At 33.9% G+C, this 26,850-nt stretch carries 21 protein-coding genes and 2 pseudogenes; 9 read left to right on the top strand and 14 right to left on the bottom strand.

The window, feature by feature from the left end:
* Positions 1-388: 388 nt before the first annotated feature.
* Both ACQKNC_RS10460 and ACQKNC_RS10455 read right to left on the bottom strand, forming a co-directional pair.
* Entirely contained in the window at positions 389-1,942 is a 1,554-nt protein-coding gene (locus ACQKNC_RS10460; protein WP_427424783.1) for a solute symporter family protein, read from the bottom strand.
* Positions 1,943-2,278, bottom strand: coding sequence for a DUF485 domain-containing protein (locus ACQKNC_RS10455; RefSeq protein ID WP_427424782.1), 336 nt, complete (start codon positions 2,276-2,278; stop codon positions 1,943-1,945). It abuts the gene before it with no gap.
* A 590-nt stretch (positions 2,279-2,868) separates the two neighbouring features.
* Here ACQKNC_RS10455 and ACQKNC_RS10450 point away from each other — a divergent pair.
* Positions 2,869-3,456 (top strand): SCO family protein, encoded by a 588-nt coding sequence (locus ACQKNC_RS10450; RefSeq protein ID WP_427424781.1) that lies wholly within the window; start codon positions 2,869-2,871, stop codon positions 3,454-3,456.
* Positions 3,457-4,604: 1,148 nt separating this feature from the next.
* On the top strand, positions 4,605-5,528 hold the full coding sequence (locus ACQKNC_RS10445; RefSeq protein WP_427424780.1) for an alpha/beta hydrolase fold domain-containing protein: 924 nt from the start codon (positions 4,605-4,607) through the stop codon (positions 5,526-5,528).
* A gap of 422 nt (positions 5,529-5,950) precedes the next feature.
* On the opposite strand, the gene ACQKNC_RS10440 is transcribed toward ACQKNC_RS10445, so the two are convergent.
* The 3 genes from ACQKNC_RS10440 to ACQKNC_RS10430 all read right to left on the bottom strand — a co-directional run bounded on the left by ACQKNC_RS10440 (position 5,951) and on the right by ACQKNC_RS10430 (position 8,037).
* Positions 5,951-6,838, bottom strand: coding sequence for a sigma-70 family RNA polymerase sigma factor (locus ACQKNC_RS10440; RefSeq protein ID WP_427424779.1), 888 nt, complete (start codon positions 6,836-6,838; stop codon positions 5,951-5,953).
* A gap of 82 nt (positions 6,839-6,920) precedes the next feature.
* Positions 6,921-7,154: a DUF2798 domain-containing protein gene (locus ACQKNC_RS10435; protein WP_427424778.1), complete on the bottom strand. Its 234-nt coding sequence runs from the start codon at positions 7,152-7,154 to the stop codon at positions 6,921-6,923.
* A gap of 34 nt (positions 7,155-7,188) precedes the next feature.
* On the bottom strand, positions 7,189-8,037 hold the full coding sequence (locus ACQKNC_RS10430) for an NAD-dependent epimerase/dehydratase family protein (RefSeq protein WP_427424777.1): 849 nt from the start codon (positions 8,035-8,037) through the stop codon (positions 7,189-7,191).
* 1,647 nt (positions 8,038-9,684) lie between these two features.
* On the opposite strand from ACQKNC_RS10430, the gene ACQKNC_RS10425 reads away from it, so the two are divergent.
* The 3 genes from ACQKNC_RS10425 to ACQKNC_RS10415 all read left to right on the top strand — a co-directional run bounded on the left by ACQKNC_RS10425 (position 9,685) and on the right by ACQKNC_RS10415 (position 12,094).
* Positions 9,685-10,743: a Cfr family 23S rRNA (adenine(2503)-C(8))-methyltransferase gene (locus ACQKNC_RS10425; protein WP_427424776.1), complete on the top strand. Its 1,059-nt coding sequence runs from the start codon at positions 9,685-9,687 to the stop codon at positions 10,741-10,743.
* Between the two features lie 365 nt (positions 10,744-11,108).
* Positions 11,109-11,570: a DinB family protein gene (locus tag ACQKNC_RS10420; protein WP_427424775.1), complete on the top strand. Its 462-nt coding sequence runs from the start codon at positions 11,109-11,111 to the stop codon at positions 11,568-11,570.
* Between the two features lie 368 nt (positions 11,571-11,938).
* The gene (locus tag ACQKNC_RS10415; protein WP_162832712.1) at positions 11,939-12,094 is read left to right on the top strand and encodes a hypothetical protein; all 156 of its coding nucleotides are present in this window, start codon (positions 11,939-11,941) and stop codon (positions 12,092-12,094) included.
* Positions 12,095-12,154: 60 nt separating this feature from the next.
* On the opposite strand, the pseudogene ACQKNC_RS10410 reads toward ACQKNC_RS10415, so the two are convergent.
* Positions 12,155-12,382, bottom strand: a pseudogene (locus ACQKNC_RS10410) (IS1595 family transposase); the annotation flags it as partial.
* A 126-nt stretch (positions 12,383-12,508) separates the two neighbouring features.
* On the opposite strand from ACQKNC_RS10410, the gene ACQKNC_RS10405 reads away from it, so the two are divergent.
* Both ACQKNC_RS10405 and ACQKNC_RS10400 read left to right on the top strand, forming a co-directional pair.
* The gene (locus ACQKNC_RS10405) at positions 12,509-13,075 is read left to right on the top strand and encodes a TetR/AcrR family transcriptional regulator (protein WP_427424774.1); all 567 of its coding nucleotides are present in this window, start codon (positions 12,509-12,511) and stop codon (positions 13,073-13,075) included.
* 57 nt (positions 13,076-13,132) lie between these two features.
* On the top strand, positions 13,133-14,989 hold the full coding sequence (locus ACQKNC_RS10400) for an alpha/beta fold hydrolase (protein ID WP_427424773.1): 1,857 nt from the start codon (positions 13,133-13,135) through the stop codon (positions 14,987-14,989).
* 1,399 nt (positions 14,990-16,388) lie between these two features.
* Here ACQKNC_RS10400 and ACQKNC_RS10395 read toward each other — a convergent pair.
* Genes ACQKNC_RS10395 through ACQKNC_RS10375 form a run of 5 tightly spaced genes read right to left on the bottom strand, consistent with a single transcriptional unit; the run spans position 16,389 to position 22,640 of the window.
* Positions 16,389-18,017 (bottom strand): amidohydrolase, encoded by a 1,629-nt coding sequence (locus ACQKNC_RS10395; RefSeq protein WP_427424772.1) that lies wholly within the window; start codon positions 18,015-18,017, stop codon positions 16,389-16,391.
* Positions 18,018-18,048: 31 nt separating this feature from the next.
* A complete protein-coding gene (locus tag ACQKNC_RS10390) occupies positions 18,049-18,330 on the bottom strand; it encodes a cupin domain-containing protein (protein WP_427424771.1) in 282 nt (93 codons plus the stop codon).
* 39 nt (positions 18,331-18,369) lie between these two features.
* Positions 18,370-19,824 carry an MATE family efflux transporter gene (locus ACQKNC_RS10385; protein WP_427424770.1) on the bottom strand — a complete coding sequence of 485 codons (1,455 nt, stop codon included), beginning with the start codon at positions 19,822-19,824 and terminating at the stop codon, positions 18,370-18,372.
* Between the two features lie 43 nt (positions 19,825-19,867).
* A complete protein-coding gene (locus tag ACQKNC_RS10380) occupies positions 19,868-21,340 on the bottom strand; it encodes an aldehyde dehydrogenase family protein (RefSeq protein ID WP_427424769.1) in 1,473 nt (490 codons plus the stop codon).
* 13 nt (positions 21,341-21,353) lie between these two features.
* Complete coding sequence (locus ACQKNC_RS10375) at positions 21,354-22,640, bottom strand: NAD(P)/FAD-dependent oxidoreductase (RefSeq protein WP_427424768.1); 1,287 nt, start codon at positions 22,638-22,640, stop codon at positions 21,354-21,356.
* Between the two features lie 181 nt (positions 22,641-22,821).
* Here ACQKNC_RS10375 and ACQKNC_RS10370 point away from each other — a divergent pair, with 181 nt between their 5' ends.
* On the top strand, positions 22,822-24,054 hold the full coding sequence (locus ACQKNC_RS10370; RefSeq protein WP_427424767.1) for a MerR family transcriptional regulator: 1,233 nt from the start codon (positions 22,822-22,824) through the stop codon (positions 24,052-24,054).
* 5 nt (positions 24,055-24,059) lie between these two features.
* Here ACQKNC_RS10370 and ACQKNC_RS10365 read toward each other — a convergent pair.
* The 3 genes and pseudogenes from ACQKNC_RS10365 to ACQKNC_RS10355 all read right to left on the bottom strand — a co-directional run.
* Positions 24,060-25,177 (bottom strand): annotated as a pseudogene (locus ACQKNC_RS10365) (APC family permease); the annotation flags it as partial.
* On the bottom strand, positions 25,178-25,318 hold the full coding sequence (locus ACQKNC_RS10360) for a hypothetical protein (RefSeq protein WP_427424766.1): 141 nt from the start codon (positions 25,316-25,318) through the stop codon (positions 25,178-25,180).
* A 173-nt stretch (positions 25,319-25,491) separates the two neighbouring features.
* A complete protein-coding gene (locus tag ACQKNC_RS10355) occupies positions 25,492-26,058 on the bottom strand; it encodes a DUF4256 domain-containing protein (protein ID WP_427424765.1) in 567 nt (188 codons plus the stop codon).
* A 416-nt stretch (positions 26,059-26,474) separates the two neighbouring features.
* Here ACQKNC_RS10355 and ACQKNC_RS10350 point away from each other — a divergent pair, with 416 nt between their 5' ends.
* On the top strand, positions 26,475-26,750 hold the full coding sequence (locus ACQKNC_RS10350; protein ID WP_068984284.1) for a YqhV family protein: 276 nt from the start codon (positions 26,475-26,477) through the stop codon (positions 26,748-26,750).
* Positions 26,751-26,850: the final 100 nt, after the last annotated feature.

Below are 26,850 nucleotides of genomic sequence, written 5' to 3'. Positions count from 1 at the left end.
TCAGAAAAATTATGAAAAAATAATTTTCGGAAAAATAGTCTTAAAAGAGAATATACATAACAAAGCCAAGAAATTAAAGGGTTTTAGAAAATTCCGATAAGTAAATGGAGTTAGGTCAATTCTAGATTTCTAAGCGAAAAATAAGGCTAAAATTTCAAAAAAGAAATGTTTTTTTATAAAAAATAAACACTATTTACTCAGTGATAATCATTTTTTTTCTGCTTTTTTTGAAAGGGAATAGTATTGTTCAATAAGTAAAATGGTAAATGTTTCATTAAAAAAAGCTAAAAAACTCGATGAAAAATCGAGTTTTTTAACTTAATATTTTTATTAAGATGAATAGGATGATTGATAGATGTTTTTTCAATAATTTGGATTATAAAAACTATTAATGAGAAACATCAGAAACTGATACACCTGTGTTTGCTTTAACGCGAATCTCCTTATAAATGCGATCTGCTTCTTCCTGTGGTACTTTGCTAGAAGATAGAACAGAACCTAAGTAACCTGCGATAAAACCAAGTGGAATCGTAATAACTGCTGGTACTGCTAGAGGTACGATTGGATTACCAACAAAGATGGCTGCACCTTCAACAGGACTCCATACATTTGGCCCCATTGCACCTAAAACTAAGCATGATACTAAACCAGTAACCATCGCTGTAATAGCACCTGTTGAATTGAATTTCTTCCAGTAAATTGTGTACAGAATAACTGGTAAGTTTGCTGAAGCACCAATACAAAATGCAAAGGATACTAAAAACGATACATTCAAGTTTTGCGCAAATAAGGCTAGGATAATGGAAACAATGGCAATAGAAATAGAGCCAGTACGAGCCGCTACAACTTGTTGCTTTTCAGTTAATTTACCACCTTTAATAATTTCACCATAAATATCATGTGAAATAGCAGAAGCACCAGTTAAAACTAAGCCAGAAACAACAGCTAAAATTGTTGCGAATGCTACTGCACCGATAAATGCCATTAACACATCTCCGCCCAAATAATTAGCAAGAAGTGGAGCTGCAGTGTTACCAGCTTTACTTTCAGCAATAATTTTATCGATACCTACAAAATTTAATGCCCCAAAACCTAAGAAAATAGTTAATGAGAAGAAAATAGCAGTAATCCAAGTCGTCCATGAAATAGAAGAACGAGCAGTTTTGGCATCTTTCACTGTAAAGAAGCGCATTAAAATATGAGGTAAACCGGATGTACCTAAAACAAGCGCCATCATCATTGAAACAGAATCAATTGAACTTGTATATTTCATCCCTGGCACAAGGAATTTTTCGCCATGATCCGTGGCAATCGTATCAAACATTTTCATTAGTGAGAAATCGAATTTAATTAATACTAATGTAGCTAAAACGCCTGTCCCGAATAATAGCAGACTTGCTTTAATAATTTGCACCCAAGAAGTAGCTGTCATTCCACCGAATAATACATAAGTAGTCATCATAACACCTACGATTAAAACCGCAATCCAGTAGTCAATACCAAATAATAGTTTAATAAGAGCACCCGCACCTACTAATTGTGCAATCATATAAAGGATTACGATGATAATTGTTCCGGACGCAGCAACTCCACGAATACGTTTTTCATTAAAACGGGCAGTAAGCATATCTGCTAAAGTATAACGACCTAAGTTACGCATAGGCTCTGCTATTACATATAGAAGAACTAAGTTAGCCACTACATAGCCTACCGAGAAGAAGAAACCATCAAAACCAGTTAAAGCAATCGCACCGGACACCCCAAGAAATGCGGCAGCAGATAGATAGTCACCAGCGATTGCAAAGCCATTTTGCCAACCTTTCAGACCTCCACCAGCTGTATAGAAATCAGCCGCAGAAGACGTACGTTTCGCAGCGATATATGTTACTACAAGTGTTAAACTAACGATTGCTAAAAAGAAACCAACGGATACTAAGTTCATTTATTTTCCACCTTTCGCATGATACTCTGCCATTACTGCTGCCGCAGCTTTATCGAATGAAGCAGCTTTTTTCACATATACTGTACAAAGAACGACTGTCATAATGAATAATCCTGCTGAATAAACCCAAACACCTGTAATATTTCCGAAGAATTTTTGTTGTAGTACAGGTTGGAAAGCAAGGATTGGTAGCAAAATATAGAGTGTTAAAAATACTGCAGTGATCGAGAAAAGGAAGGTATTCTTCTTTTTTACGAATTTGTTGAACGATTCCATAGCTTCAATTGCATTATAGTCAATTGATTCTATATTTTTGTTCCCAGAAATGTTAGCCATTATTATTCCCCCTAAAGTTATATATTTCTGTTTTAAACGACATATTTCTTTTTCTACCGTCGTTATATTCACTTATTTTATGGGGAAGATTCTTATAATGCAATACTAAATTTTGAGTTTTTATAATTTTAAATCATTTTCAGAATGTGGAAATAACATAGAAATATTAAGGGTTTTATAGAAATAATCCGTTTGAAAGAGAATGGTTTTTTCTATAAGAATAATATTCTTTAAATAGTTTAATGATAATAATTTCGAATGTGACAGAAAATTCGGACGTGAGAGAGAATTTTTATGAATTTATTATTATCTCATCATATGATGGAGAAACCTGAAAAACGAAAAAAGTTTGTTATATAACAATTGTATGATGTCTTGGGAAATAACCGAAATAGTAAAAAACAGCTTAGAAATTTTTTTTGAAAAAGTGTGAATTATCTGGAATATAAAGGATATTAATATACTAAAATCATACAATATACATTGATTTGACATAAAAAAATGATTGGATAAGCTCATAATCTTGTATTAAGTAACTATAATTTATACAATAAATAACGATGGTAAATTGAAGGGAAGTGAGCAAATATATGAAAAAGAAAAGTGTCGTGCTCGTTTTGATACTAACATTAAGTAGCATACTAGCGGCTTGTGGAAGTTATAAATTTGAACCAGAAATGAACATAGAAGTACAGGATTTTTCGGTGACAAATCAAAAAAATGAAAAGGTTAGCCTTAACGATCTTAAAGGTAAACCATGGTTAGCGATGTTCGTCTTTACTAATTGTAATTCCATTTGTCCGCCAATGACGTATAACATGACAGAGGTGCAAAAGGCACTTCAGGATGAAGGTGTTGAAAATTATCAAATTGTAGCTTTTAGTGTCGATCCTGAGGTTGATAAGCCAGAAGTTTTAACGAACTATTTAAAAACGTATTCAGTGCCTGATGCAAGCAAATGGCAGCTATTAACTGGCTATGATCAAAAGTATATTGAACAGTTTGCGTTGAAATCATTTAACTCAGTAGTTAAGAATGATCCAAATTCTGACCAAGTTATACATATGGGAAGGTATTACTTAGTCAATGCTGATGGTATTGTTGTGAAGGATTATGCCGCTACAACAGATGTACCAGTTGAGACGATTGTGGCAGATGTGAAGGCGTTATCTAAATAATATGTAATAACTCAGTGGTTGGAATGACTTCTGAGTTATTTTTTTGGCAACAAGATGAAAGAAAAATCGAATATTCAATTACCAATTCGCATAAAATAGTCAAAGGACACTGTAAGCATTTTGCTTAAGTGTCTTTTTCTATGCTTATGTAAAATAAAAGAAATCACCGATACAGAATGAATACGGCGAAATTATTTAACTGAAAAATATATACTCATAGTTCAAAATGCAAAGAAATCAATAGTGATCATAATTAAGCACTGTTCTTCATAACTCATCATTCAACTTTTAAATAAAATAATCTTATTATGTCTTCTAAAAGTTAAAACGAATCTTTCAGTTTGTTTTATTGCGAAAGAAAAGACGCTAGGCCACAATAGAATCAACAAATCGAGGGCTACTTTTAAAAAAGGATAGTCAGCTTTTGGGGGGATGGTTAGAGGTGAAGAAATTCGTCTCTTTTTCATTGTACACTCGGCTTACGTAGGAACTATAGTGTGGATGGTTCGGAAGCGGGAAGGTAGAAGTAGTGGTTTGCTAATAGCAAGGGTGTCTATGGTGGCGTGAATCAGAAGGAAGCTGGAGGCAAAGCATAGGCCTAGGAACACACTCATTGAAGACTAGGTATGATTGGGTGAGTGTGCATTATACTTTCAATGCGAAAAGCTGTCTAAACATGAATGCTTAACAAGAAAAATGTAGTAATATGCTAATTTTACGGGATGGGAACGAATGTTCTTTGTTTGGTTTGGTGCAAATTTTAGCAAAAGGTGAAATAAATCGATTACATATAGGAACGTAAAGAGATTGCGAGCAACTATCATTAAAAGAAACATGGCTATCAGGTGTTGAACAGAAATATTTGGAGAATACACTTGATATAATGGTTGAAATGGAGGCCCATGTTCACTTTTTTATAGGATGGAAAAGTGAAGTGAAATTTTTGATTTTGACGAATAGTTCAACCTTTATACTAAAAATATATTAATTTGATGGGGTATTTTTATTAAACGCCTCCGTTCAATTAAGACCTTCTATCCAACTTGTTAAAGACTTTTGATAATGAGATACATGGCTATTTCAAATCATACTGTGTTATGAAACAACAAGAAGAACAATAAAAATGTTTAAAGGAGAGAAAATAAAAAATGAGTCTAGAAATTTATAACGGAGAACGTTCTGAAAAAAGTATTCAATTTGAAAAATTGTTAGCTTACCAAAGTAATAAAGAGAGATTTAGAAGTATTGAAAACACCAAACAGTTTTTGGAGCTAAGGGGAACTGAAAACATTAAACCCTATGTTATTGAAGATAATGTGCAATTTTCAAGTGATGTTAAGGAAGAGGCATTTGAAGGCATACAGGTTTTCACATTAAATGACCAAAAATTCTTGAAGCAAAAAGTAATTCTTTATATACATGGAGGTGCTTGGACGAATCAACCTTTAGATTTTCACTGGTTGTTCATGGATAAAATGGCGCAATCCTTGAATGCGAAAATAATTGCTCCCATTTATCCTAAAGTGCCTCATTTTAACTATAAAGATACTTATCCAAAAATCCTAAACCTTTATAAAGAAATTCTTGAAACTGTTGAAAGTTATGATCAATTGACCATCATGGGAGATTCTGCGGGCGGCAATATAGCACTTGGGCTGGCTCATCTATTAAAAATGAACCATTTACCTCAACCGAAAGATATTATTTTATTGTCTGCATGTGTTGATATGAGTTTTGAAAATCCTCTTATATCTGAATATGAAGAAAATGATCCGATGTTAGCTAGTGAAGGAATGGAAGTCATTACAAAGATTTGGGCAGCTGATAAAGATTTAAAAGACTCATTGATTAGTCCATTGTACGGTGATTTTAAAGAACTTGCGAAGATTACTCATTTTATTGGAACACATGAATGTTTATATCCAGATGCAATAAGACTTGATGAACAACTAACAGAACAGGGAATTGAAATTAAAACCTTTGTTTATCCTAAAATGAATCATGTGTTTGTTGTTATGCCAATCCCTGAAGCGGAAGATGCGCAACAGAAAATTATAAATATAATTAGTTAATTGAAAGAAATGGGGGGAACTGCTGCAGAAGCGGCCACCAGGAGGGAAATCTTCGTTTAAAACAAGAGCTAGAGATTTTGCAAAAAAGCAATTTATAATGTGAAATAGGAGTATCTTAAAGTTCAAATTTAGACTTTGAGATACTCCTTTTTTGCCATATTATCCGATAAGTGTAGAGTAGTAAAGATAATTAATTTTCCTTTGATTTTTTTCATTAAGCACGCTTTGTTTCCTCTGATTAATTAAGTTTAAGACTGTAAATTTCTCACTTAAACTCCCATGAAAGAACGTAATAATCTTTCATTTTCTGTGGTGTAGTGTTAATTTTACACGACATAGATAGCTAACGGGTTAGATTAGTTCAATAAGAAAATGAATATGGTAAGTCCTTTAAAAAGAACTTTCCATATTCAAACGCATCCCTAATTAGGATTATTTTTTAACTTATTTGGATCTACTACATAGAAAATTTTGTTAATTGTTCGGGATGAAGAATTCCAGTCAAAACAAAAAACGCCTGTTACTTTTTCATTTTCGGTGATTACTACACCATATTGATTATTTATTATAGCTGCAGTAGCACTTTTTCCAAAGAAAAACTTTTTTGAAATTCCTGAAATAAGTGCTAATACTCGCTCTTTACCTTCAATGATGTTTATTGCCGTTCTTACCTTACCTCCTCCATCAGCAGCAAATAGAACATCATTAGATAACAAGTGGGTCACTCCTTGAATATCCCCGTTGGATAATGCCAATATAAATTGTTCTATATATTTTTTTTGAAGATTAACAGTCAATTCTTTTTCACTTTTTCTTCCCATTTTAATTTGTGCTCTACTCAATATCTTACGACTATTAACAGTCGTTGTTTTAAGAATATCAGCAATCTCACTATGCTTTAGCCCTAGAGCATTTCTTAATACGTAAGCTACCCTCTCTTTAGGTAAAAGGTTTTCCATAAGAACCATATATGAATAGCTTAATTGTTCTGACTGGATTAGATTCTCAAGAGGCTCACTATTGAATGCCTGTAGTATAGGTTCGGGTAACCACGTTCCTATATAAGTTTCTTTCTTTTTTCTACTTGATTTTAGTTCATTCATACAGCGGTTAACGATCATTTTATTTATATAAGCTTTAAAATTAGTAATTTCTTTCTCAATCTTTTCATGTTCTTTCAATTTCAAAAAAGTATCTTGAACAATATCTTCAGCATCTGTAATTGAACCAAGTAAATAGTATGCTATGGATAAACAATAATTCTTATATTCTTTATAAAAGTCTTCTATATTCAAATGATTGATTAACATGATAAACCCTTCCATCTCTAATTTTATGCATATCGTAAACCGTGAATATTCTACTATATTTTTTTATTTCATATTTTATTTATCATTTTTCTACAAAAGTAATAATTGTCATAAGTTTATTTATTATCTGTGGAAAAATGTAAGCACAAAGTATACCACAAACAAATGCTTCTCCCCACATTTGTAGCCAATAAATTAAAAATGACTGGCTATATCCTAAGTTTATTGAAACAAGGATAAATGATATGAAACAAGAAGTAAAAAGTCCTGTAAGAACAGTGTAAATAAAAGACTTATAAATTTTATTTATTTTCATAAATTTAACTTCTTATATTATTGTTCAATATTTTCTACAACAATTTAAATCCCTTTGACCAAGAAGAATAAATAGGTTCCCAGCCGTATTGTTTTTTTGCTTTTTCATTTGATGCTCCTCGTTCCCAAGAATTATATATATCATTTATAGGAGGGAGGGGAGCCCCAATAACTTCAGCAAAACGGGGAATCCAAATAGAGCTTTTTGCAGGTTCATCATCTACAATGTTTACAGAACCTGACGGCCAATTTAAAGCTAATACAGCTGCTTTTGCTGCGTCTTTTACATGGATAAAAGATGTTATCCCATTCGTTGCGTATAGTTCCTGATTCTTTAATTGTTTAGCAACTTTACCATTACCTGAATACCAAGTTCCTGGACCATACAATGTACCATAGCGAAGGATAATGAACTCAGGCATTTCTTTTACTTTTTCCTCTAATGAAATAACGCCATCAATAGTTGTTTTGCGAGGTAATGAGGCATAAATATCTAATGGTGTTTCTTCAGTAGCTAGCGTATTCCCAGGCTCATAAGCCCATGAAATACTTTGTGCAACTATTTTTTTTACACCAACGTGATTAGCTGCATCAACAAGGTTTTTTGTTCCTTCTATTCTTATTTTTGCATTATCGTTTATATCGCCACTATTTAGTGCAGTAAGTTGATGCATTACAACATCAGGCTGAGTTTCAATTAAGGCTGCATAAACACTATCTCTATTAAAAGCATCTGCAACTACTGGTTTTACTCCCATCCCTTGCATTGTTTTAACATGTTTTTCTGATCGAATCATCCCGATTACCTCATGCCCTTCTTCTATTAATATCGGAATCACCATTTTTCCAATTACACCAGTAGAACCAGCAAGTAAGACCTTCATAAAATAAACCTCCAAATTATCATAAATACAAGATTATTATCTCTAAAAGCTAAGACAAATAATCATGAGGAAGTGTGACACTAAAAAAAGAAATTATAAAAGTATTTATGTGCAATATAAGAGAGTTGAATCCTTATACTATTTTTCATGCTTTATGCAAAGCAATGGGGTAGCACCTTGTAAAAAGCGTGAATTTGAAGATGAAAAGAAAAAGAAGCGATTAATAAATGATGAAGTTAAACGCTCACCAGCTGATGTGGGTGGAACCAAGTTACAAGGGGATAGAGCGGCGTACGTTGATGGAATTTCAGGTTGACGGTGAAATAGGTGAGTTTATTAAAGTAATAAAAGTAATTACAGGATTTTCCTGAAGTGCAATCCGTTAAATTTGTTCAAGGATGTTTAAAGGAGTTTTCTAAGAAACATTTTGCTTTTTTGAGTGATGGATTAATTAATACTAGTGGGGGAGGAACAACGAACGATTTCGGATTAATACCATATATTTTTAACTTTAAGGCACGGAAAAAGCGATGTGATGCATAGAGCTAAATTGATCTTAATAATTTTTGAAAATAGAATAAAATCTTAATTTGATATTTTTCAATCAAAATAAGATTTTTTTTAAAAAGGGAAAAAGTATTGGGGATATTGTGAAGTTTTATGACAGCTTATTTTTTTACAATTCTCCGAAATAGGTTTGCTTTTTTTATAAACATATAGTAAGGTGTTTATTATTAATTATCTTAAGTATGGAAGGAGGCGAAAAGTAATGGAAGCTGTATTCACAAATGTATTGTTAACTATAGAAGTGAAATCATATTTTCTAATTGGGGGATTGCTTGTAACGGGACTAGTCTGTCCTTTTTTAAGCAAACTTCATATGGAAAACAGTGACCGGAAGCTTTTTGCATCCTTTTTTAGCAAAGTATACTGAGATGATTTTGTAAATTTTGATCAAAAAACATGTAATTACTAGGCGCCGGCTTTGTTCGGCGTCTTTTTGTGTATTTTTACAAAATGTACAGTATAATCTAAGAAATTTTTAGACGCCGATAAAATCGGTGTCTTTTTGTGTTTTAAAGGAGAATGTTGAGATGAAAATCTTTTTGTGGATTCCAGGGTAATGGTATATATCGGAATCTATGGATAATAAAGAAAACTATAATAACTATATTGAGGAAAGATCACCAAAAATAGAAAAGCAGTGAATAGTTTGTAGAAAGTTATGAATGAAATAAGACAACAAATAAGAAAGGAGGATAAGATGATGGCAGCTATTTTCGTAAACATAGAGTTAGAAAAAGATACAAAATCATATTTTCTAATTGGAAGATTGCTTGTAAAGGGACCAGTCTGCCCTTTTTTAAGCAAATTTCATATCAAAAATAGCTACCGGAAGCTTTGAGGATCCTCCTTTTTGGGATATTAATCAAATACTCAGTAAGTACTAGGCACCGGTTTTATTCGGTGCCTTTTTGTTTTTTTAAAGGAAGAAAATTGAGGTGAATATGCTTTAGAGTTTGCTTTTTTCATTACTTTAAATCGGTTTATATAAGGCGGCTCTCTGAAGTAGAACATTATTGAAGTCAAGGCTAATTATATTAGAAATCATCGGTCTTATTAGCCTAATAATTGGAGGATAATAAAATGACGTATAAGAATACAAAGACAAAATATGAGAGGATCCAACAATTTTTAATAGATCTAGGACAACCAAACTATAGGTTCAAACAAATTACAGATGCCATATTTAAGCAAAGAATTAATGAATATGATCGAATGACTGTATTACCAAAAACAGTACGAAACGAATTGATAAAGGAATTTGGAGAAAATGTCCTCAGTATTGAGCCGGTATTTGAACAATCATCTGAACAAGTTAGAAAAGTTCTGTTTAAAATATCTGGTAATAATCAGGTGGAGGCAGTAGGACTGAAATATCGAGCTGGATGGGAATCATTTTGTATTTCCTCGCAATGTGGGTGTGGACTTGGCTGTCAGTTTTGTGCAACAGGGGCAATTGGGCTAAAAAGAAACCTTACTGCTGACGAGATAACAGATCAACTTTTATATTTTTACTTGAATGGTCATTCACTTGATAGTGTTGCTTTTATGGGGATGGGTGAAGCACTTGCAAATCCACAGGTATTCGGTGCATTAAAAATACTCACTGACTCTAGCTTGTTTGGCTTAAGTCCACGAAAACTCACAGTCTCTACAGTCGGTATTATACCTAATATCAAAAAAATGACGAGCGATTTTCCAAAAGTCAATCTCACTTTCTCTTTACATTCGCCATTTAATGAGCAAAGAAGTAAATTGATGCCTATAAACGATAAGTTTCCTCTTGATGAAGTAATGACAACGCTAGATGAGCATATTCAAGTAACGGGGAGAAAAGTGTACATTGCTTATATTATGTTACGCGGAGTAAATGATTCTATCGAACATGCTAAGGCGGTAGCTAAATTACTTCAAAATCGAGGTCAATGGGGACACTTGTATCATGTAAACCTAATACGGTACAATCCAACCGTTGATGCTCCTGAGCACTATAGGGAAACGGATGAAGAAAAAGTTCAAATGTTTTATAAAGAACTTCAATCGGCAGGCATTCATGTCACAATTAGAAGTCAATTTGGTATTGAAATTGATGCTGCTTGTGGCCAATTGTACGGTCAATATCAAACTAAGAAGAACTTGTGATATTAATCAAAAAGTACGTTGCTGGTTCTTAAATACAAAAACATAATTGAGAAAATGATTAAACTTATAGTAGTGTGTCTTTTTTTTGAGGATAACAAATTATAGAGATATTAATTGGAAAAACACACTTCAATTTACTTACTTCTTTCTTTGTATCGTATTTATCGTACATGGAATGATAAGTGCGATAAAAATCATTTTTTCATCTAGTCTCTTAAGAAAAAATAAATCGAGTAGACTAGTGGAATAAATGATCCGTTACAATAAACACCGTCCAGTCAACCTAGACTGTGTTTTCGTACGAGAGGATTTCCTAATTGTAACTGAATATTAGTTTTATAAAGTAATTTAGGGGGAGTAGAAATATGCAAAAGGTAATTGAGGGAATTAATCATTGGATAAAAAGATTACCAGAAGAGTACAACTCTATGTCTGAAAAAGAAAGTTCTAATCGTCCATTACCAAATAAATGGTCTAAAAAAGAGATTTTAGGACATCTATGTGACTCTGCTATAAATAATATTGAAAGGTTTATAAAAATACAATATGAAGAACCCGTTTATGTTATTCAATCATATAATCAAGACCAATGGGTAATGGTTCATAATTATCAAGATAGACCACTTGATGAAATAGTAAACCTTTTTCAGACATTAAATAAGCAAATTGTTAATATTGTTAAGAATATTCCTAACGAAAAGCTATCCAACCTTTGTGACATTGGAAATAATCAACATAAAACACTAGAGTGGCTTATACAAGATTATCTTGAGCATATGGAACACCATATACACAATCAAATCTTAATTAAAAATTACGACTTATAATTTAGTTCTTATTCAAGTAAAGGGCGCGATTATTGAAAAAGCAACTCTCTCTTACTTAACTAAACGAGGGCTTTACTTGAAGATCAAAGAGTTGCATATGCAGCTCTTTTTTTTATATTAACTAATGGAGCAGGATAGTTTAAGAGTGTTGTTTAACTTGTGTTCAACAATCGGGCCATTTAACGGAATAAATCATGTTAAAATTGAATCAATTAAAAAGCGAAGGTGGGAGGGTTCTAATAATATGAACCCTCACAATCGATTTTTCCTTATTTTTACAAAGGTCTTTTTGTGGTATTAATATATATTTGAAACTAAATGGTTAAAGTAGTCGTATAAGGTATTATAGATTAGAGGAGGTCGGAAAAATGGATTATACTAAAATCTATAATGAGGAACTGATTGCCTTAGTAAAAGAGAAAATAAAGTCCGTTGGTGAAATTAAAGCGGTGAAGTTTGTGAGAGAACAAACAGATATGTCCTTAATACAGGCAAAAAAATTTGTAGATTTTTGTAAAGAATAGACATAAAAATTAGAGTCACTAAACTGTGGCTCTAATTTTTATTAAAAGTATCTTCAATAGTCATTGAACTACTAAATAATAAAACTTCGACAGACGTAAACTACGATATGTTTCTGTCATTTCAAAAGTAAATGAAGTTAATAAAAATTCTTTAATATTATGTTTTGTGCTTTCATTGCTATGACTATTTACAAATAATAACCACGCTAAGTAATTATCGAAGTATTTAGAATCAACGCCTTTAAAACGATTTATCCAATGTTTTAAACGTGAATGTAGTCCGTTCACAATAAAAAATGGTTTAAATCAATTAAAGTATAGCTTTTTTGATTAATTTTTTTATTAAATTAACAAAAATACTTGCAACATCTATTATAGTACTGTACAGTACTAATTATGACAAGGGTAAAACTAATGAATCAAAAACGTGTGATTGAAGTAGCTGCAACATTATTTTTAGAAAAAGGTTTTGCTTATACAAGTATGGATGAATTAGTTCGTGTAAGCAAAGTTTCAAAGTCTAATGTGTATTATCACTTCTCTAATAAAGAAGAATTGTTGGAAGGAGTCGTTGATTATTGGATTGAAATGTATCAATCTGCAATTGATGGCTTACTATCTCAAAACCAATTATTAGTTGAAGATCGTATCCAACTGTTTTTAAAGCAATTATCACAAGGAGTTCAGACGAGAGAATATAAGGGGAGCTGTCCATTTATTACGCTTTATATTCAAAGCCCTACAAATGCCACAAAAGTAAAAGAAAAAATAGGTCTTTTTTTTGTAGGATTACAAACGAAAGTTTCTCTATTACTTAAACAAGGGGTAGAGAATGGTGAATTTAGAAAGACAATTAATATTGACGAGGTTGCATCTCTTTTTATTACAAATCTTGAAGGAGCGCTATTTATTTCAGAAACACTGAAGGATGCAACTGTTATCATGAAAACAGCAGATCATTTTTTTAACTTGCTTCGATAAAAGAAGCATTTTTTTTACATCAAATTAGTACTGTATAGTACTAAAAGGAGGATTTATATGAGAACAGTATTTTTAACTGGTGGAACAGGTTTTATTGGAAAGCAATTAGTGAAGGAATTAGCCAAAGAGCATGTTACAATTCTTCTATTAGTGAGATCGAAAAGTAAAGCAACACGCATTTATCAAGAAAGAGGCATCTTAAAAGAGGCAATTATGCACTTTATTGAAGGTGATTTGACGAAAATAGACTTAGGTCTAAGTGCTGAAGATAAGGAGTTGGTATTGAAAACGGATGTGATTATTCACGCAGGTGGCCCCATGGATATTCAAGCGACAAGCAAAGAGGCAGCTTCCGTATTTTTGAATGGTGCCCAACATATTAGTGAATTCGCTAAAAATATTCATCAATTGAAGGGATTGCAACAATTTATTCATGTTGTAGGCTATATGAGTCCCTTTGATGATAAAAATAGCAAGATTGCGATAGATGTGTTTAAAGAAGGAAACAATTTTTTGAAAATAAAAAATCCATATGAGAGAACAAAGTTTTTAGCAGATCTTTATATCCGTCAGCAGGCATCAACAGTAGGTTATCCGCTTTCAGTAATTAATCCACCAACTGTAGTTGGTAGTAGCAAAACAGGGAGTACGGAGCAAACAGGAGGCTTAGGCTTGCTTGTGATGAGTATGCGAAAAGGGCTCTTGCCAGTGATCCCTGGAGGTAAGAAATATAGATTACCACTTATTGCAAACGATGAACTAGCAAAGTTTATTGTGCAGGTTTTCAGATTGGAGCAACCAACTATACAAACATATACACTTGTTGAAGATAAACAACATGATCAGAATATTTCAGAATTATTAGATGCTATGTCAGAAAGTATGAATATGACTGCACCTAAAATTTCTGCCCCATTGCCATTTATGAAAGCACTTATGAATAGTGGCGTAAGCAAAATAACCCAAATTCCTGCTGATGGGCTGAACTTTATTACAAATCGAACATTTTCAAATGGGTCAGCGAAAAAGATTATGGGAGAAGATTGGTTTAAGGAGACAAATGTAATGAAATTTTTCCCAGCCGTAATAGCTGATCTGGATTATCGCATGATGTATCAAAATGGCCAGCACAGTCATTTATTTAAACGAACATTATGTAATAATACTACCATTTACCAATCACAAGGAGAGGGTAAACCGTTTATTTTATTACATGGTTTATTAAGTGATGGAGAGGATTTATTTCCTTTAGGAAAAGAGCTTCATGAAAAAACGGGTCGACCTGTATGGATCATGGACCTTCCAGGTTTGGGACGTTCTCCTTTTAAACGAGAGAAAAATCTTTTAAATATCTATTTGAATGTATTGAAAAAGTTATTGGAGAAAGCTACAAACGGTGCCCATCTAATTGGCCATTCATTTGGTGCGTATATTCTTTTGGAAGCATTAGTACAAAAGTACATAGATAAGAAGTATACAATTACTTTACTTCAGCCACCTGTTGCTAAAAAAAATGCTAAATCGATAAATGTTCCTCAATTTATGAACAAATGGACATTGAAATTGGCAACTACTAATTTGATAGAGCGTTATTTATTAAGTAATGGTTTATTTGAAAGTACGGAGAGTATCCCTGAACATTATATTGAAAAAATAAGTAACAGTTTTACTTCTCCTAGAATTTTAAATACTACGGTTCAGCTTAACAGTTTACTATTGAAAAACGTTCAAGGTGATTTCAATGAAGTAACAAAGTATAATCTTCACATTATTTGGGGGGATTATGACAGAGGCTATTCTGCTCCTTCGCATCTGGGTAAGGTTGATTTTGTTCCATATGGTCATCATTTTCCTCTTAACCATCCGAGTGAAACGGCTAATTTGGTAATAAAAAATAGTAGTACTAGCAAATGAGAGTGTAGGATAAATAAAAAGCGTGTAATATCAGTATCCTGAGGTAGTAAAATGCGAATTAAGCTTTAATGATTATTAATTAAACTAAACATTATCTTTAAGGTTATTGCTTTAGTGTTGTTTTTCCTTGGATGGCTTACGCTATGGCTAGCAGTTTTAAGTGATATCGGGGCTGCATTATAAGAATAAAAGAAAAGCATGTTTTAAAGCATGCTTTTCTTTTATTACTTTCAAAATAATATAGAGTGCTGTACAGTAAAGTTTAATTATATAAGTAAAAGTAGTCTAAAACTAATTGTCCCTAAAATTTTTAAAAATTTAAGAAGTCCAAAACTATCTGACTTTTTACAAGTAATAGCTGTTTCGTCTCAGTATTATTAGTATACTTTTCATTGAAACATAACTTCCTATAATTTATATTATGTAAACTAAAATTATTTGGCGTGAAGGAGGGCTTGGATTCGTCAACTACCCAAATAATGTATAATGTATATTGTACACTTACGAGAACTTCGGATCTATTATTACATGAACCTCGGGTCACCCTATTTTTGTACTAAACATCTCGAATTCATTACAAGAACTTTAGGTCTTTAAATTGCTACATCACAATGAAAAGCAGCAAAATTATTTTTAACTCTTGCTGCTTTTCATTGTGATTTCTATACAGGCTGTTTTTATTATCGAACTTTATGTTGTTCTGATAGTAAATTAGGTATCGTTTTCATATTATTTAGTGAAAATGTTTGCTTTGTTGCTTCTAAGTACAAGGACAACTAGTTGATACACATTTACAAAAATACACGAGAATATCATCAATTACATTTATAAACTAGACAAAAATGATATTGCATTACTAGATCTATACCAAACAATTTTAGGTGATATGGATTTTGCAGAATTCAACGATAAAAAATTAAATGAGGTGAGATTTTTTTATCAAACTTTATTACAAATTATCAATCTTTATTATAAATGATCAAACTTTTTTATAAATCTACATTCTGAATCAAATGGGCTTCAATTTCCACTAATAAAATGTAAACCTTTGTAAAATACAATTCCACCCAATAAAAAAGTGGCATGACAAGATTCACGTCATGCCACTTTTCATTTGCCCTTCTGAATCAAATATATCTTCACTCCTTAATAAAATGTCACTGAAAACTATGGGAGATCAAAAAAACAAGGTCTAAATCAGGACGCAAACCACAAATTCTCAAATGAAAGTATAATGGGATTTTGCCTTTTAATAACACAAAAATCCCCGAATAGGTCCACTATTCGGGGATTCGTTCATAGTAAGGTTCACCGTGATAATTTAATAGGTATAAATCACGTGATTTTTATACATACAAACTTGCGTATAGGAGTATTCAGCATACTATCATTTAATAATCTATACTCGATTTAGTTCCACAAAATTTTCTTTAGAATAGATAATTTCACCATCGATCATAGTTTTTTCTACTTTTAAATCTTTAATTTGATCTGGGCTGACATTTAAAATGCTGTCATTAAGGACTACTAAATCGGCTAACTTACCAACCTCGATGCTCCCTTTTATATCTTCTTCAAAACTCGCATAAGCACCATTCCAAGTATATAGTTTTATAGCCTCTATAACACTTATGCATTGACTGGAACCAATATCCATACCCGACTGGCTTTTTCTATTAACAGCAACATGAATTCCTAATAAAGGGTTAATATCAGTAACTGGCGCATCTGATCCACCTGCTGCTATGATCCCCTGATCAATATAATCACGGGCAGCGTACATATGTTGAACGCGATCACCGTAATGCCTTACATAAATCTCTCCGAATTCATACGGAAATGGAGGATTTGGAATCGGTATAATTTCAAGTTTTTTCATTCTTTCTTGTAAATCTGGCGATGAGATTCCCGCATGCTCAATTCGATGGCGATGGTTTGTTCTTGGTGATTCCTCAATCGCCTTTTCCACACAATTTAAATACATTTCAATGGCTTTATCACCTTGTGCATGTACAGTGAGTTGATATCCTTTTTTATGTGCTTCTCCTAAAACTTCGTAAATTTCTTCCTCACTTTGATATAGAATGCCATAATTGTTTGGGTCACTGTCGTATGGCTTACGGGTCGCAATGGTAGGCCCAGTGCTACTTCCATCTGTAAACATTTTTGCCGGTCCTACTTTAAATCTTTCATCTCCTGTACCAGTTACTACACTAGATTCCATCATTTTACGGACAAATTCTTGGGAGTTATTTATCTGACATATCATTGCGTATACTCTGACGCGAATATCCCTGCTTTTCACAGCCTGTTGCAGTATGCGGAAACTATCAGGTCCTTGTCCTCCAGCATCATGTACACTTGTTAAGCCCGAAGCAATGAAATGATCTGATGCAATTTTTACAGCCTGTCTTTGTTCATCTTCTGTATGTCTTGCAACATCGCTCATTCCCATATTTGCTGCTTCAATTAATTTTCCTGTCAATTTCCCATCAAGATCTCTTTCGATAACTCCCCCGTCAGGATCTGTTGTATTTTCGTTTATTTGCGCTAGTTCAAGTGCTTTACTATTTAAAACACTGATATGGTTACAAGTACGCGATATCATAATTGGATGTTCTACTGAAATCGCATTCAGTTCATCGATTGTTGGATACCTCATTTCCTTTACAGCGATTTCATTGAATCCAAAAGCCCGTATCCATTCACCCTTTGGCGTCTCTAAGGATTTCTTTTTCAAATCATCTAATAAAACCTCAATGGAATCGATATGCTCAGCTTTACAATTTATCGCCAACTGATTCAATCCATAATACGTTAAGTGAATATGAGAATCTATAAATCCAGGAAGAAGTGTTTTTCCTTGCAAATCGATGACACTCGTTTTTTCACCCATAAAACTATTAACCTCACTATTTAAACCTACAAAGATAATGCGATTACCTTTAACAGCTACAGCCTCTGTTACTGTATTCTTTTGATCTACTGTGATTACTTCTCCATTAATAAATACAACTTCAGCTTCCACTTTTGTTACTCCCATAGTACACCTACAATATTTATTTCAAATCAATTTCTTGGTTTAATATAAAATTCTTTTTTACAAGGACAGGACAATCCCATTCACAGACAAGATCTTTAGCTAAAGAAGCTACCCATCCCTTTGTAAGATGATATTTTTTTTCGTCAACGGTAATGAACACTTCTCCATCTGTTACATAGAAAACCTCTTGTTCTTCTAAGTGCCACATTCCTTTATCCGTTTCACCTACCCATGGTTCCCACGTATCAACACGTAGTTGTTTAGCTTCTTCCTCTGTTACTTCTTTCGCAAAAAACATTTTTAACATCCCTCTTTCGTTAGATAGATTAGCAGAGTTCTATAAACTTAGCTTATTCGTATTCATTTCATTTAAATATTTGAATTCTTTATTCGCACTCAATCCATTTAAATATTTAAATTCTTTTCTTATAAAATAAAGGGCGATGAGTACACCAGGTATTTCTGCAACAGGGGCTGAGTACCAAACACCTTCAACGCCCCAGAATTTCGGAAGTATAAACATTAACGGGATCATAAACACTATCATTTTACTTGCTACAATAAATGTTGCCGTCCAGTTTCGCTCCTGTGCTTCGTAATAGCCAGAAATAAGCGTATTAATCGCATTAAATGTAAACAATAAATTAAAGACGATAGTTGTCCAAACACCTAGTTGATGTAATTCTGGATCTCCGCTGGCGAAAAACGCCACTATTGGATCCGCAAAAATGATAAGCATAGTAGTAGAAATTACAAAGAATATTGTCATAAAAATGAGACCGAACTTGATGGCTTCTTTAACACGATCATAATTACCAGCACCGTAATTATAACTAATGATTGGTTGAAGTCCTGTCATTCCACCGAGTGCTGCTAAGGAAAGCAGGTTTGTAATATAGCCGTTTTGAATAGTGAAAGCGGCTACGTGCAACCCACCACCGTGTTCTTGAAGTAAATTATTCATGAATATTATGGCAAAAAACATCATAACTAGACCCGAGAAAGAGGCAAATCCCGTCCAAGCCACTTCACCGATTTTTTTGAGTTGAATCTTAATATCTTTCATTTTTGGCTTTAGTTTTGTTTTACCAAACCAAAAATATAGTATTAGTAGGGCGGGAATTGATTGAGCAATTGTGTTGCCCCACGATGACCCCATCATTCCCATGTCAAGTTTCGTAACCATTACCCATTCTACAACTACGGCAACAACAGCAGCCACTAACCAACTGTTCATGGATAATATAGGTTTTTCATCGATAGTAGTTAGAATACTAAGTACAACAGCTAATATCGTTAATGGCAGTGAAATCCATAATAGGCGGCTGTATTCTATCGCATAAGGAAGAGACTCACTGCTCGCACCAAATAATAGCATCAATTCTTTTTCAAAGATCAATCCTAATACAGCTACCAAAGTAGAGACGAATAGTGTGAACCATAGGGTTTGCCCCATTATTGATCTACCTTCTTCTACCTTCCCTTTACCTAGTCGGAGAGAAATAACTGCTCCTGCTCCTACTCCAAAAAGAATCCCTACCATACGAGTAATAACCATTACTGTGAAACCAATTCCGATCCCTTCAATTTCTAAAACTGAAAAATAGCCGACGAAATGACCATCAATAAGGGCAAAAACCCCCAGAATCAAGTTAGCCATGATTCCTGCTAAAGCAAACCGAAAATACAGTGAAGGAATACTTTTTGTTCCTAGTATTGAATCCTTCTCCAAGTTATTTAATACTTCTCCATGATCTTTCTTTAGAGAAGGGCGATTTTCTTTATCCCCCATAGGCATATCCCCCTATATATTCAATTTTATTAGCAAGTTAACTCTAATTTTCATACCAACCTACAGGCTTAGCTTTCTGATGAATATTAATCTGCTTCAATTCCATAAAGTGTTCTAGTCCAGCAACACCCAATGATCTGCCAATTCCACTTTGCTTATACCCTCCCCAAGGGCTATCAATATAAGCTAAGTGATAACTATTTATCCAAGTAATTCCTGCCCGCAATTTACTAACCACACGTCTTGCGCGATCCATATCTTCCGTAAATACAGCAGCCGCTAATCCATAAATGGAATCATTCGCTTTTTGGACTGCTTCTTCCTCATCTTTAAATTTCTCTACTACAAGAACTGGACCAAAAATTTCCTCCTTAACAATACGCATGTTCGAATTTACATCTGCAAAGATCGTTGGAGCAACAAAAAATCCTTTATCAAGCCCATTTTCCGTTATGCGATTACCACCGCATACTAATCTTGCGCCTTCTTCAATTCCAACTTTAATGTATTGTAAAACCTCATTCATATGGGACTCACTTGTAAGTGCCCCCATTTCAATGTCCTCACTTTCCCCATTGCCAATTACAATTTTGTTTGCACGTTCTGCCAATCTCTCTACAAACCTATCATAAATAGTCTCATGTACTAGTAAACGTGAAGCGGCTGTACAAACTTGACCCGCATTGTGGAATATGCCGAACATTGCATTTTCGACTGCCGTTTCAAAATCCACATCATTAAATACTATCAGTGGTGATTTCCCCCCTAGCTCAAGCGTGACATTTTTCATATTGCCAGCAGCAGCTCGCAATATGCTTTGTCCCGCTGTTGTTCCACCGGTAAGGGTTACCTGGTCAACTTCAAAACTCTCAGCAAGCTCGTTCCCCATTTTGGATCCAGGTCCTAAAATCAAATTGGCCACACCTGCTGGAAGACTGACCTCTTCGAAAATTTCAAATAATTTGTATGCGCTTACAGGAGTGACTTCAGCAGGCTTAAGTACAACTGTATTTCCTGCGGCAAGGGCCGGAGCAATAGACTGAGCAGCTATCATAAGTGGAAAATTCCATGGGACAATTAAACCACAAACACCTATCGGTTCCTGAGTAATAATCGTTTCCGAAGAATCCTCGCGGTTATAGGATTTCTCTTTAATAAGTTTAATCTGGTCTCCATAATAGCGGAAGATTTGAATAGTAGCGGGAATATCCACATTTGTCGTTGCACGGATAACCTTACCGTTATTTTCCGTTTCCAAGAGTGCTATTTCTGCCGCCTTTACTTCAAGACGATCTGCTATCTTATAAAGATAATTCGCTCTTTCATCTGCTGATAAATTTGACCAGATGCCACTATCAAACGCTACACGAGCTGCCTTGATTGCCAATTTTGTATCTTCTACTGTTCCACTAGCAGCCGAAGCCATTACCTCTCCAGTTGCTGGATTTAAAATGTCTTTTCTTCCACCTGATAACGATTCTCTCCATTTCCCATCAATAAACATATCAATTTTCATTTGTATCTCTCCTTTATCTAATTTTATCTAGCACTTTGAATCCGATATGTGCGAGGTTTACCAACATCGTTTTTTGATTATAAAATGGGATTGTTTTTAAACGTTCCTTTTCAAAACGATATCCTCCTGCATCTCCCGTAACAATCCATTGAGCCAATAACTTACCGAACAAAGTGCTAAGCGATGCTCCATGTCCAGAATAACCTGTTGCAAAATAGGCACCTTCTTTAGATCTACCTATAACCGGAAAAGTGTCCATAGTTACTCCAATAAATCCACCCCATTGGTAATCGATCTTGCTTCCAGCCAATTTTGGCATAGTTGTAACCATAGCATTATAAACACTCTGGTAGACGCTATCTCCTAAGTTGGGTCGGATATCCCCCCCTCCAAAAATCATTCGATTATCAGGTGTACGACGGAAATAGTATAAAAAATTGCTTGTATCGAAAACCATACGATCTTTAGGAATAACGGCATTTAACAGTGCTTCCGGAAGCTGTTCTGTAGCAATAATACGTGCTGAAATAGGGAGTACAGCTTTGTTTAACTCATTTACAATTTTCCCGGAGTAGCCATCTGTAGCCACAATAATATCCCTCGCAGTAACAACCCCATTTGCTGTTACAACTTTCACACTTGATTGGTCATATTCAATTGATAGCGCTTTCGAAAACTCAAAGATTTTCGCACCAACTGATTTAGCGGCTTCTGCCAAACCAATTGCATAGTTCAACGGATGGAATGAGTAGCTTGAATTGTCAACTAAGCAACCATGATAAATTGGAGAATCAATCTCTTCATGTAACTGACTTTTATCAAGTACACTTGATTCATATCCGAAATTTTTATTTAAGTATTCGCTTTCAGCTTTCAATCCTTCAAAATGTTTCGCCTTGAAAGCTGTTACAATATGACCTGTCCTTCTAAAATCACAGTTAATTTGATGCTCTTCTATAATTTCTTTTACTAGCTCAACACTAAGTAATGAAAGATTATTTAGTTGTTCCGCCTCGACAGACCCATATTTTTTAGAAAGCTCCTGCATTGTTGGTTTATAGCCTGGTAAGACCATTCCACCGTTACGACCGCTAGCACCATATCCAATCGATTCTTGTTCAAGCACAATAACGCTTCGCCCTAATTTTTGTAAATGATACGCAGAAGAAAGACCTGTAAATCCTGCGCCAATAATAACGACATCTGCCTCTTGATTTCCTTCAAGAGAATTCTCTTTTTTATAGCTGTTTTCGGTCGCTTTCCACAATGAAAGCGTATCCATTCGATCCATTTTATCCATATAGAAATTCTCCTTTGTTGACTGATATGTTACAATTACCCTAACAATATTCTGATTATTTAAACTTATTAGAGCTATCATAATATTTGGAGCTGACTCAAGGTCAATAGTCTTTTTTTCACTTTTTAGACACATTTCAAAAAAAAAGTGGAGTAACTCCACTTTTTACTGGGGGGAATCTATGAAAATCGGTACATTTGCAAAGATTTTCGATGTTTCAATCGATACTGTTCGTTATTACATCGAACTTGGTTTGTTACTTCCAGACAAAAAAAACACTCAGTATCAAATGAATCAATCGAGCCACGATGATATGACTTTTATTGCTAAGCTAAAAAAGCTCCATTTTTCACTGCTAGAAATACAACAAATTCTATCGTATCAGCGTGTTACAAATTTCATGGACCATGAAGATCTCGTCTACTACAATACCTTGCTAATCGATAAAAAGGACCAGTTAGTCCAGAAAAAAGACGAGTTATCAAAGGCAATCCAATTAATTGATAAATCGATTCACACCAAAAATTCTGCGTCCGAAAAGGAATATTTAAAAGGTGTCCCGCTATCCTTTGTAAATATTCTCTATTGTCCAAAGTGCCACATCCCACTTGAAATAAAAGATGTGTCGATTATTAATAATTCCATTCAAAAAGGTTATTTAACTTGTACTTGTGATTACGAAGCAGTTATTGAAGAAGGTATTATCATCACCGCTAACTTGTATGAGATTTCTCCATACCCGTCCTATTTTTATGACATACAAACAATTAAAGAGATGAATCACGGGATGATAAATTTGTTTGAAAAAAGTAACTTTTGGTTTCAAAAAACACTGCAAAATATAGATTTGAAAAACAAATTAATTGTGGAAACCAACATCGATGCTTTTGTGACACTACCCAAATTTAGTGATAATTTTGACTTGAGTGCATCCTATGTATTCAGTGGCTACTCACTTGAGATGCTCAAGAAGGTTAGAAAAAGGATTGAATGTATCAATCCTTTACTTAACGTACTTTATATTTTGAATTCCGATTTAAACCTGCCATTAAAACCACTTAGTATCGATGTTTTTGTGGACAGTTTTACAACAAATGATTTTTCATTACTCAATCCACAGTTTCCTATACCAATTCTAAAAGACCGTTTCCACAGCGATTCAATTATAGTTGGGGGTTACTCTTATTACGAAAGTTCGTCCAATTCATTGAAAAATATTTCATCCATATATCCAGATTCTCACCAACACATTTTATATCCAAATTACATAGAGGAGAATTTATTAGTCAATGGCTTTCAAATAACACAAAGCGATAATATCGGTTATTGTACAGATCCTGGACCTTTTTTTGATTATCATGTTAAGGGTGAAAAGTTCCACATGTTAATGTATCTAGCCCGTTCGGTAATGTAGAAGATTAATAAGAATATCATTGTGACCGTAAAGCTAATAACGGCACCCGTTGTATTGATTAAGAATTTTGGAATCCACCCTTTGGGTTTTTCGCGCAGCCATTTAACCATCATTCCCGATTGAGACAAAGTAAATGGAAGGAATACTCCAACTGCATAAAGTGGAATAAGATGCTCTGTTTCTGCCTGAAAAGCAAAGATTAAAATGATAGAAGCAATTCCAAGTATGATGATCCCATTTGAATATCCTAACCGGTCTCCCCTCATCAGAAACATTCTGGGAATAAACTTATCTTTTGCGGGAAAGCAGAATAACCAGTATTTGCAGCAAGTACTAATATCAATGCTGTAGTTCCTTGAATAAAAAAGTACATGAAATTTCGTCCGAAAGTTTCTTCAGCAATTTGGGAAACAACGGTTACCTTTCCACTTGACGCAATTCCGTAAAAATAGGCAAAAAATACGATTCCTGAAAACAGTATGACAAGCAAGGTTCCCATTGCCATTAATGTTTTAGCAGCATTATTGGGAGCTGGGTCTTTAAAGTTAGGAATGGCATTCGATATGGCTTCAACCCCTGTTAAGGCAGAGCTTCCTGAAGCAAATGCCCTTAACAGAATAAATAAACTGATTCCCGCCACTGGTGTACCAATTGGAGTGCGTAGTTCGGGCGAAACTCCTCCTGTTAGAATTTTATAAATACCCACCCCAATTAATATTAACAACGCTAAAACGAATAAGTAAACGGGGTAGGCTAATATGGAAGCAGACTCCGTTACTCCTCTTAAATTCAAAATTGTAATAAAAATCACAAAAGCAATGGCAATTTCTACATTAAAGCCATGTAAGGTGGGAAAGGCAGATGTGATCGCATCAGTACCAGCAGACACACTTACAGCAACAGTTAATATGTAGTCCACCAATAGAGAACCTCCAGCTATTAAGCCTGGATTTACACCTAGATTACTTTTTGAAACCACATATGCTCCACCCCCATGAGGATAAGCAAAGATGATTTGCCTATAAGATAATATCAGAGCTGTTAAGAGAATTATTACCCCAACTGCGATAGGAATTGAATACCAAAATGCTGCTGCACCTACCGTAACTAATATTATTAAAATTTATTCAGGACCATATGCCACGGATAACAGAGCATCAGAGGAAAGAATCGCTAATGCTTTTGTTTTGTTAAGCTTCTGTTCTCCTAATTCATTGGATTTCAAAGGTCGTCCGATTAAAAGCCTTTTTATGGATGAAATCATTAATTACTCACCGCCTAAATAGTGTGAATGGGTTATATTTTCCCCTATCAACAGTCATTTATCCAAAAAGAGCAAAATTTTTACATGAATAAAAAAAATGTCTACAAGTCAGAGTTAGTAGACCTGAAGACACATCACTTAACAATATAAATTTATTCTGTCTATGCAAATTTTTAGACCCTTAGTGAGCCGCGGAAGCCCCTTGCAGCATAGTAGGATTCTGCTCCATTGTGGTACACAAAGACAGTTTCATAGCGATAATCACAAAAGATGGCCCCACCGAGTTTTCTAATATTAGCAGGTGTTTTCACCCAGCTCGACGTTTTTATATCGAAATTTTCAAGTTTCTGAAGCTCCCGGTATTGTTCTTCTGTTAAAAGTTCAATGCCCATGGCAGTTGCCATATCAATAGCGTTATTTTCTGGTTTGTGTTTTTTCCTTGACTCCAGTGCTTCACGGTCATAACAAACACTTCTGCGACCTTTAGGACTTTCCACTGAACAATCATAAAAAATGTATTCGCCCGTGTTTTTATCATGGCCAACAACATCTGGTTCACCGCCAGTTCCCTCCATTTCATTGAGCGACCACAGTTTTTCAGTATTAGTTTCGAGCTTAGCTTGTACTTTAGCCCATTCAAGGTCTTTATGGCGGTTCATGTTTTTCTCAAAACGGGCTTTCAAAGTTCTGAGTATTTCCTCACGTTGTTCTAGTGATAGCTCGTTATTTTTCTTTGTCATATTAGTTTCCCCCTAATTGTTTTTACTCAAATTGTTTAAGGATTACATTGCGCCGTTAAGCGTTTTTAATTAAATAATATTACCACTAGAGCAATCTCCTTCGACAGTAAAAGGAGTGTATTATCTCTAGATAGTGTTTGAATGAATATATCTTTCCCATAAATCTTTAAGATTTAATTATATGCACCTATACTATTTCCTTTCAATAACAAAAAATGGATTTATGAAATTAATTCAATTAATAAATTCTTTGAACTTTTAACTAGAAAATCATTATTAACTAACACTATAAAGCATAATAGAATATTTGATACGAATCATACATATATTGATTTTAGTATTTCATTAAAACAGAAGTCTATAATTATCCTAATGATGGAATTATAATATAAGAAAAAATTATCTATAAAGATTGGATGATGACAATTATTGAAAAATCGGTTCTTGCTATGGTTATATTACGTGTATTGTCTGGAAGTATTGAAGTAAGTGCTGGATTGTTGATGCTAAAGTTGAATAATTTAGAAAAAGCATTCTATATTAATACAATGCTTGCATTGGTTGGTCCAACAGTTTTAATCGTTACGACTGCAATTGCATTATTTGGACTAGCTGATAAAATTCCTGTGGCGAGAATCATTTGCCTATTTACGGGAATTACACTTATTCTTATTAGTTCACATATTAAGTAATAAAAAGTAGTCCTAAAAAAGTAATATAATTCGAATGTTTCGCAATGGATGTTAATTACATAATCCTTGTTAATTACAATCATCACATTTAGCCATAATT

It is taken from the genome of Lysinibacillus sp. NPDC094177 (assembly GCF_050279145.1).
Lineage (GTDB): Bacteria > Bacillota > Bacilli > Bacillales_A > Planococcaceae > Lysinibacillus.
The sequence above is the reverse complement of the archived record's forward strand: the minus strand, read 5'-3'. Positions and strand labels throughout refer to the sequence as shown.

Bases quoted from the DNA above. Each gene is read 5' to 3' on its own strand.
- ACQKNC_RS10460 (WP_427424783.1), bottom strand. From the start codon at position 1,942: ATGAACTTAGTATCCGTTGGTTTCTTTTTAGCAATCGTTAGTTTAACA.
- ACQKNC_RS10455 (WP_427424782.1), bottom strand. From the start codon at position 2,278: ATGGCTAACATTTCTGGGAACAAAAATATAGAATCAATTGACTATAAT.
- ACQKNC_RS10450 (WP_427424781.1), top strand. From the start codon at position 2,869: ATGAAAAAGAAAAGTGTCGTGCTCGTTTTGATACTAACATTAAGTAGC.
- ACQKNC_RS10445 (WP_427424780.1), top strand. From the start codon at position 4,605: ATGAGTCTAGAAATTTATAACGGAGAACGTTCTGAAAAAAGTATTCAA.
- ACQKNC_RS10440 (WP_427424779.1), bottom strand. From the start codon at position 6,838: ATGTTAATCAATCATTTGAATATAGAAGACTTTTATAAAGAATATAAG.
- ACQKNC_RS10435 (WP_427424778.1), bottom strand. From the start codon at position 7,154: ATGAAAATAAATAAAATTTATAAGTCTTTTATTTACACTGTTCTTACA.
- ACQKNC_RS10430 (WP_427424777.1), bottom strand. From the start codon at position 8,037: ATGAAGGTCTTACTTGCTGGTTCTACTGGTGTAATTGGAAAAATGGTG.
- ACQKNC_RS10425 (WP_427424776.1), top strand. From the start codon at position 9,685: ATGACGTATAAGAATACAAAGACAAAATATGAGAGGATCCAACAATTT.
- ACQKNC_RS10420 (WP_427424775.1), top strand. From the start codon at position 11,109: ATGCAAAAGGTAATTGAGGGAATTAATCATTGGATAAAAAGATTACCA.
- ACQKNC_RS10415 (WP_162832712.1), top strand. From the start codon at position 11,939: ATGGATTATACTAAAATCTATAATGAGGAACTGATTGCCTTAGTAAAA.
- ACQKNC_RS10405 (WP_427424774.1), top strand. From the start codon at position 12,509: ATGAATCAAAAACGTGTGATTGAAGTAGCTGCAACATTATTTTTAGAA.
- ACQKNC_RS10400 (WP_427424773.1), top strand. From the start codon at position 13,133: ATGAGAACAGTATTTTTAACTGGTGGAACAGGTTTTATTGGAAAGCAA.
- ACQKNC_RS10390 (WP_427424771.1), bottom strand. From the start codon at position 18,330: ATGTTTTTTGCGAAAGAAGTAACAGAGGAAGAAGCTAAACAACTACGT.
- ACQKNC_RS10385 (WP_427424770.1), bottom strand. From the start codon at position 19,824: ATGGGGGATAAAGAAAATCGCCCTTCTCTAAAGAAAGATCATGGAGAA.
- ACQKNC_RS10380 (WP_427424769.1), bottom strand. From the start codon at position 21,340: ATGAAAATTGATATGTTTATTGATGGGAAATGGAGAGAATCGTTATCA.
- ACQKNC_RS10375 (WP_427424768.1), bottom strand. From the start codon at position 22,640: ATGGATAAAATGGATCGAATGGATACGCTTTCATTGTGGAAAGCGACC.
- ACQKNC_RS10370 (WP_427424767.1), top strand. From the start codon at position 22,822: ATGAAAATCGGTACATTTGCAAAGATTTTCGATGTTTCAATCGATACT.
- ACQKNC_RS10360 (WP_427424766.1), bottom strand. From the start codon at position 25,318: ATGATTTCATCCATAAAAAGGCTTTTAATCGGACGACCTTTGAAATCC.
- ACQKNC_RS10355 (WP_427424765.1), bottom strand. From the start codon at position 26,058: ATGACAAAGAAAAATAACGAGCTATCACTAGAACAACGTGAGGAAATA.
- ACQKNC_RS10350 (WP_068984284.1), top strand. From the start codon at position 26,475: ATGATGACAATTATTGAAAAATCGGTTCTTGCTATGGTTATATTACGT.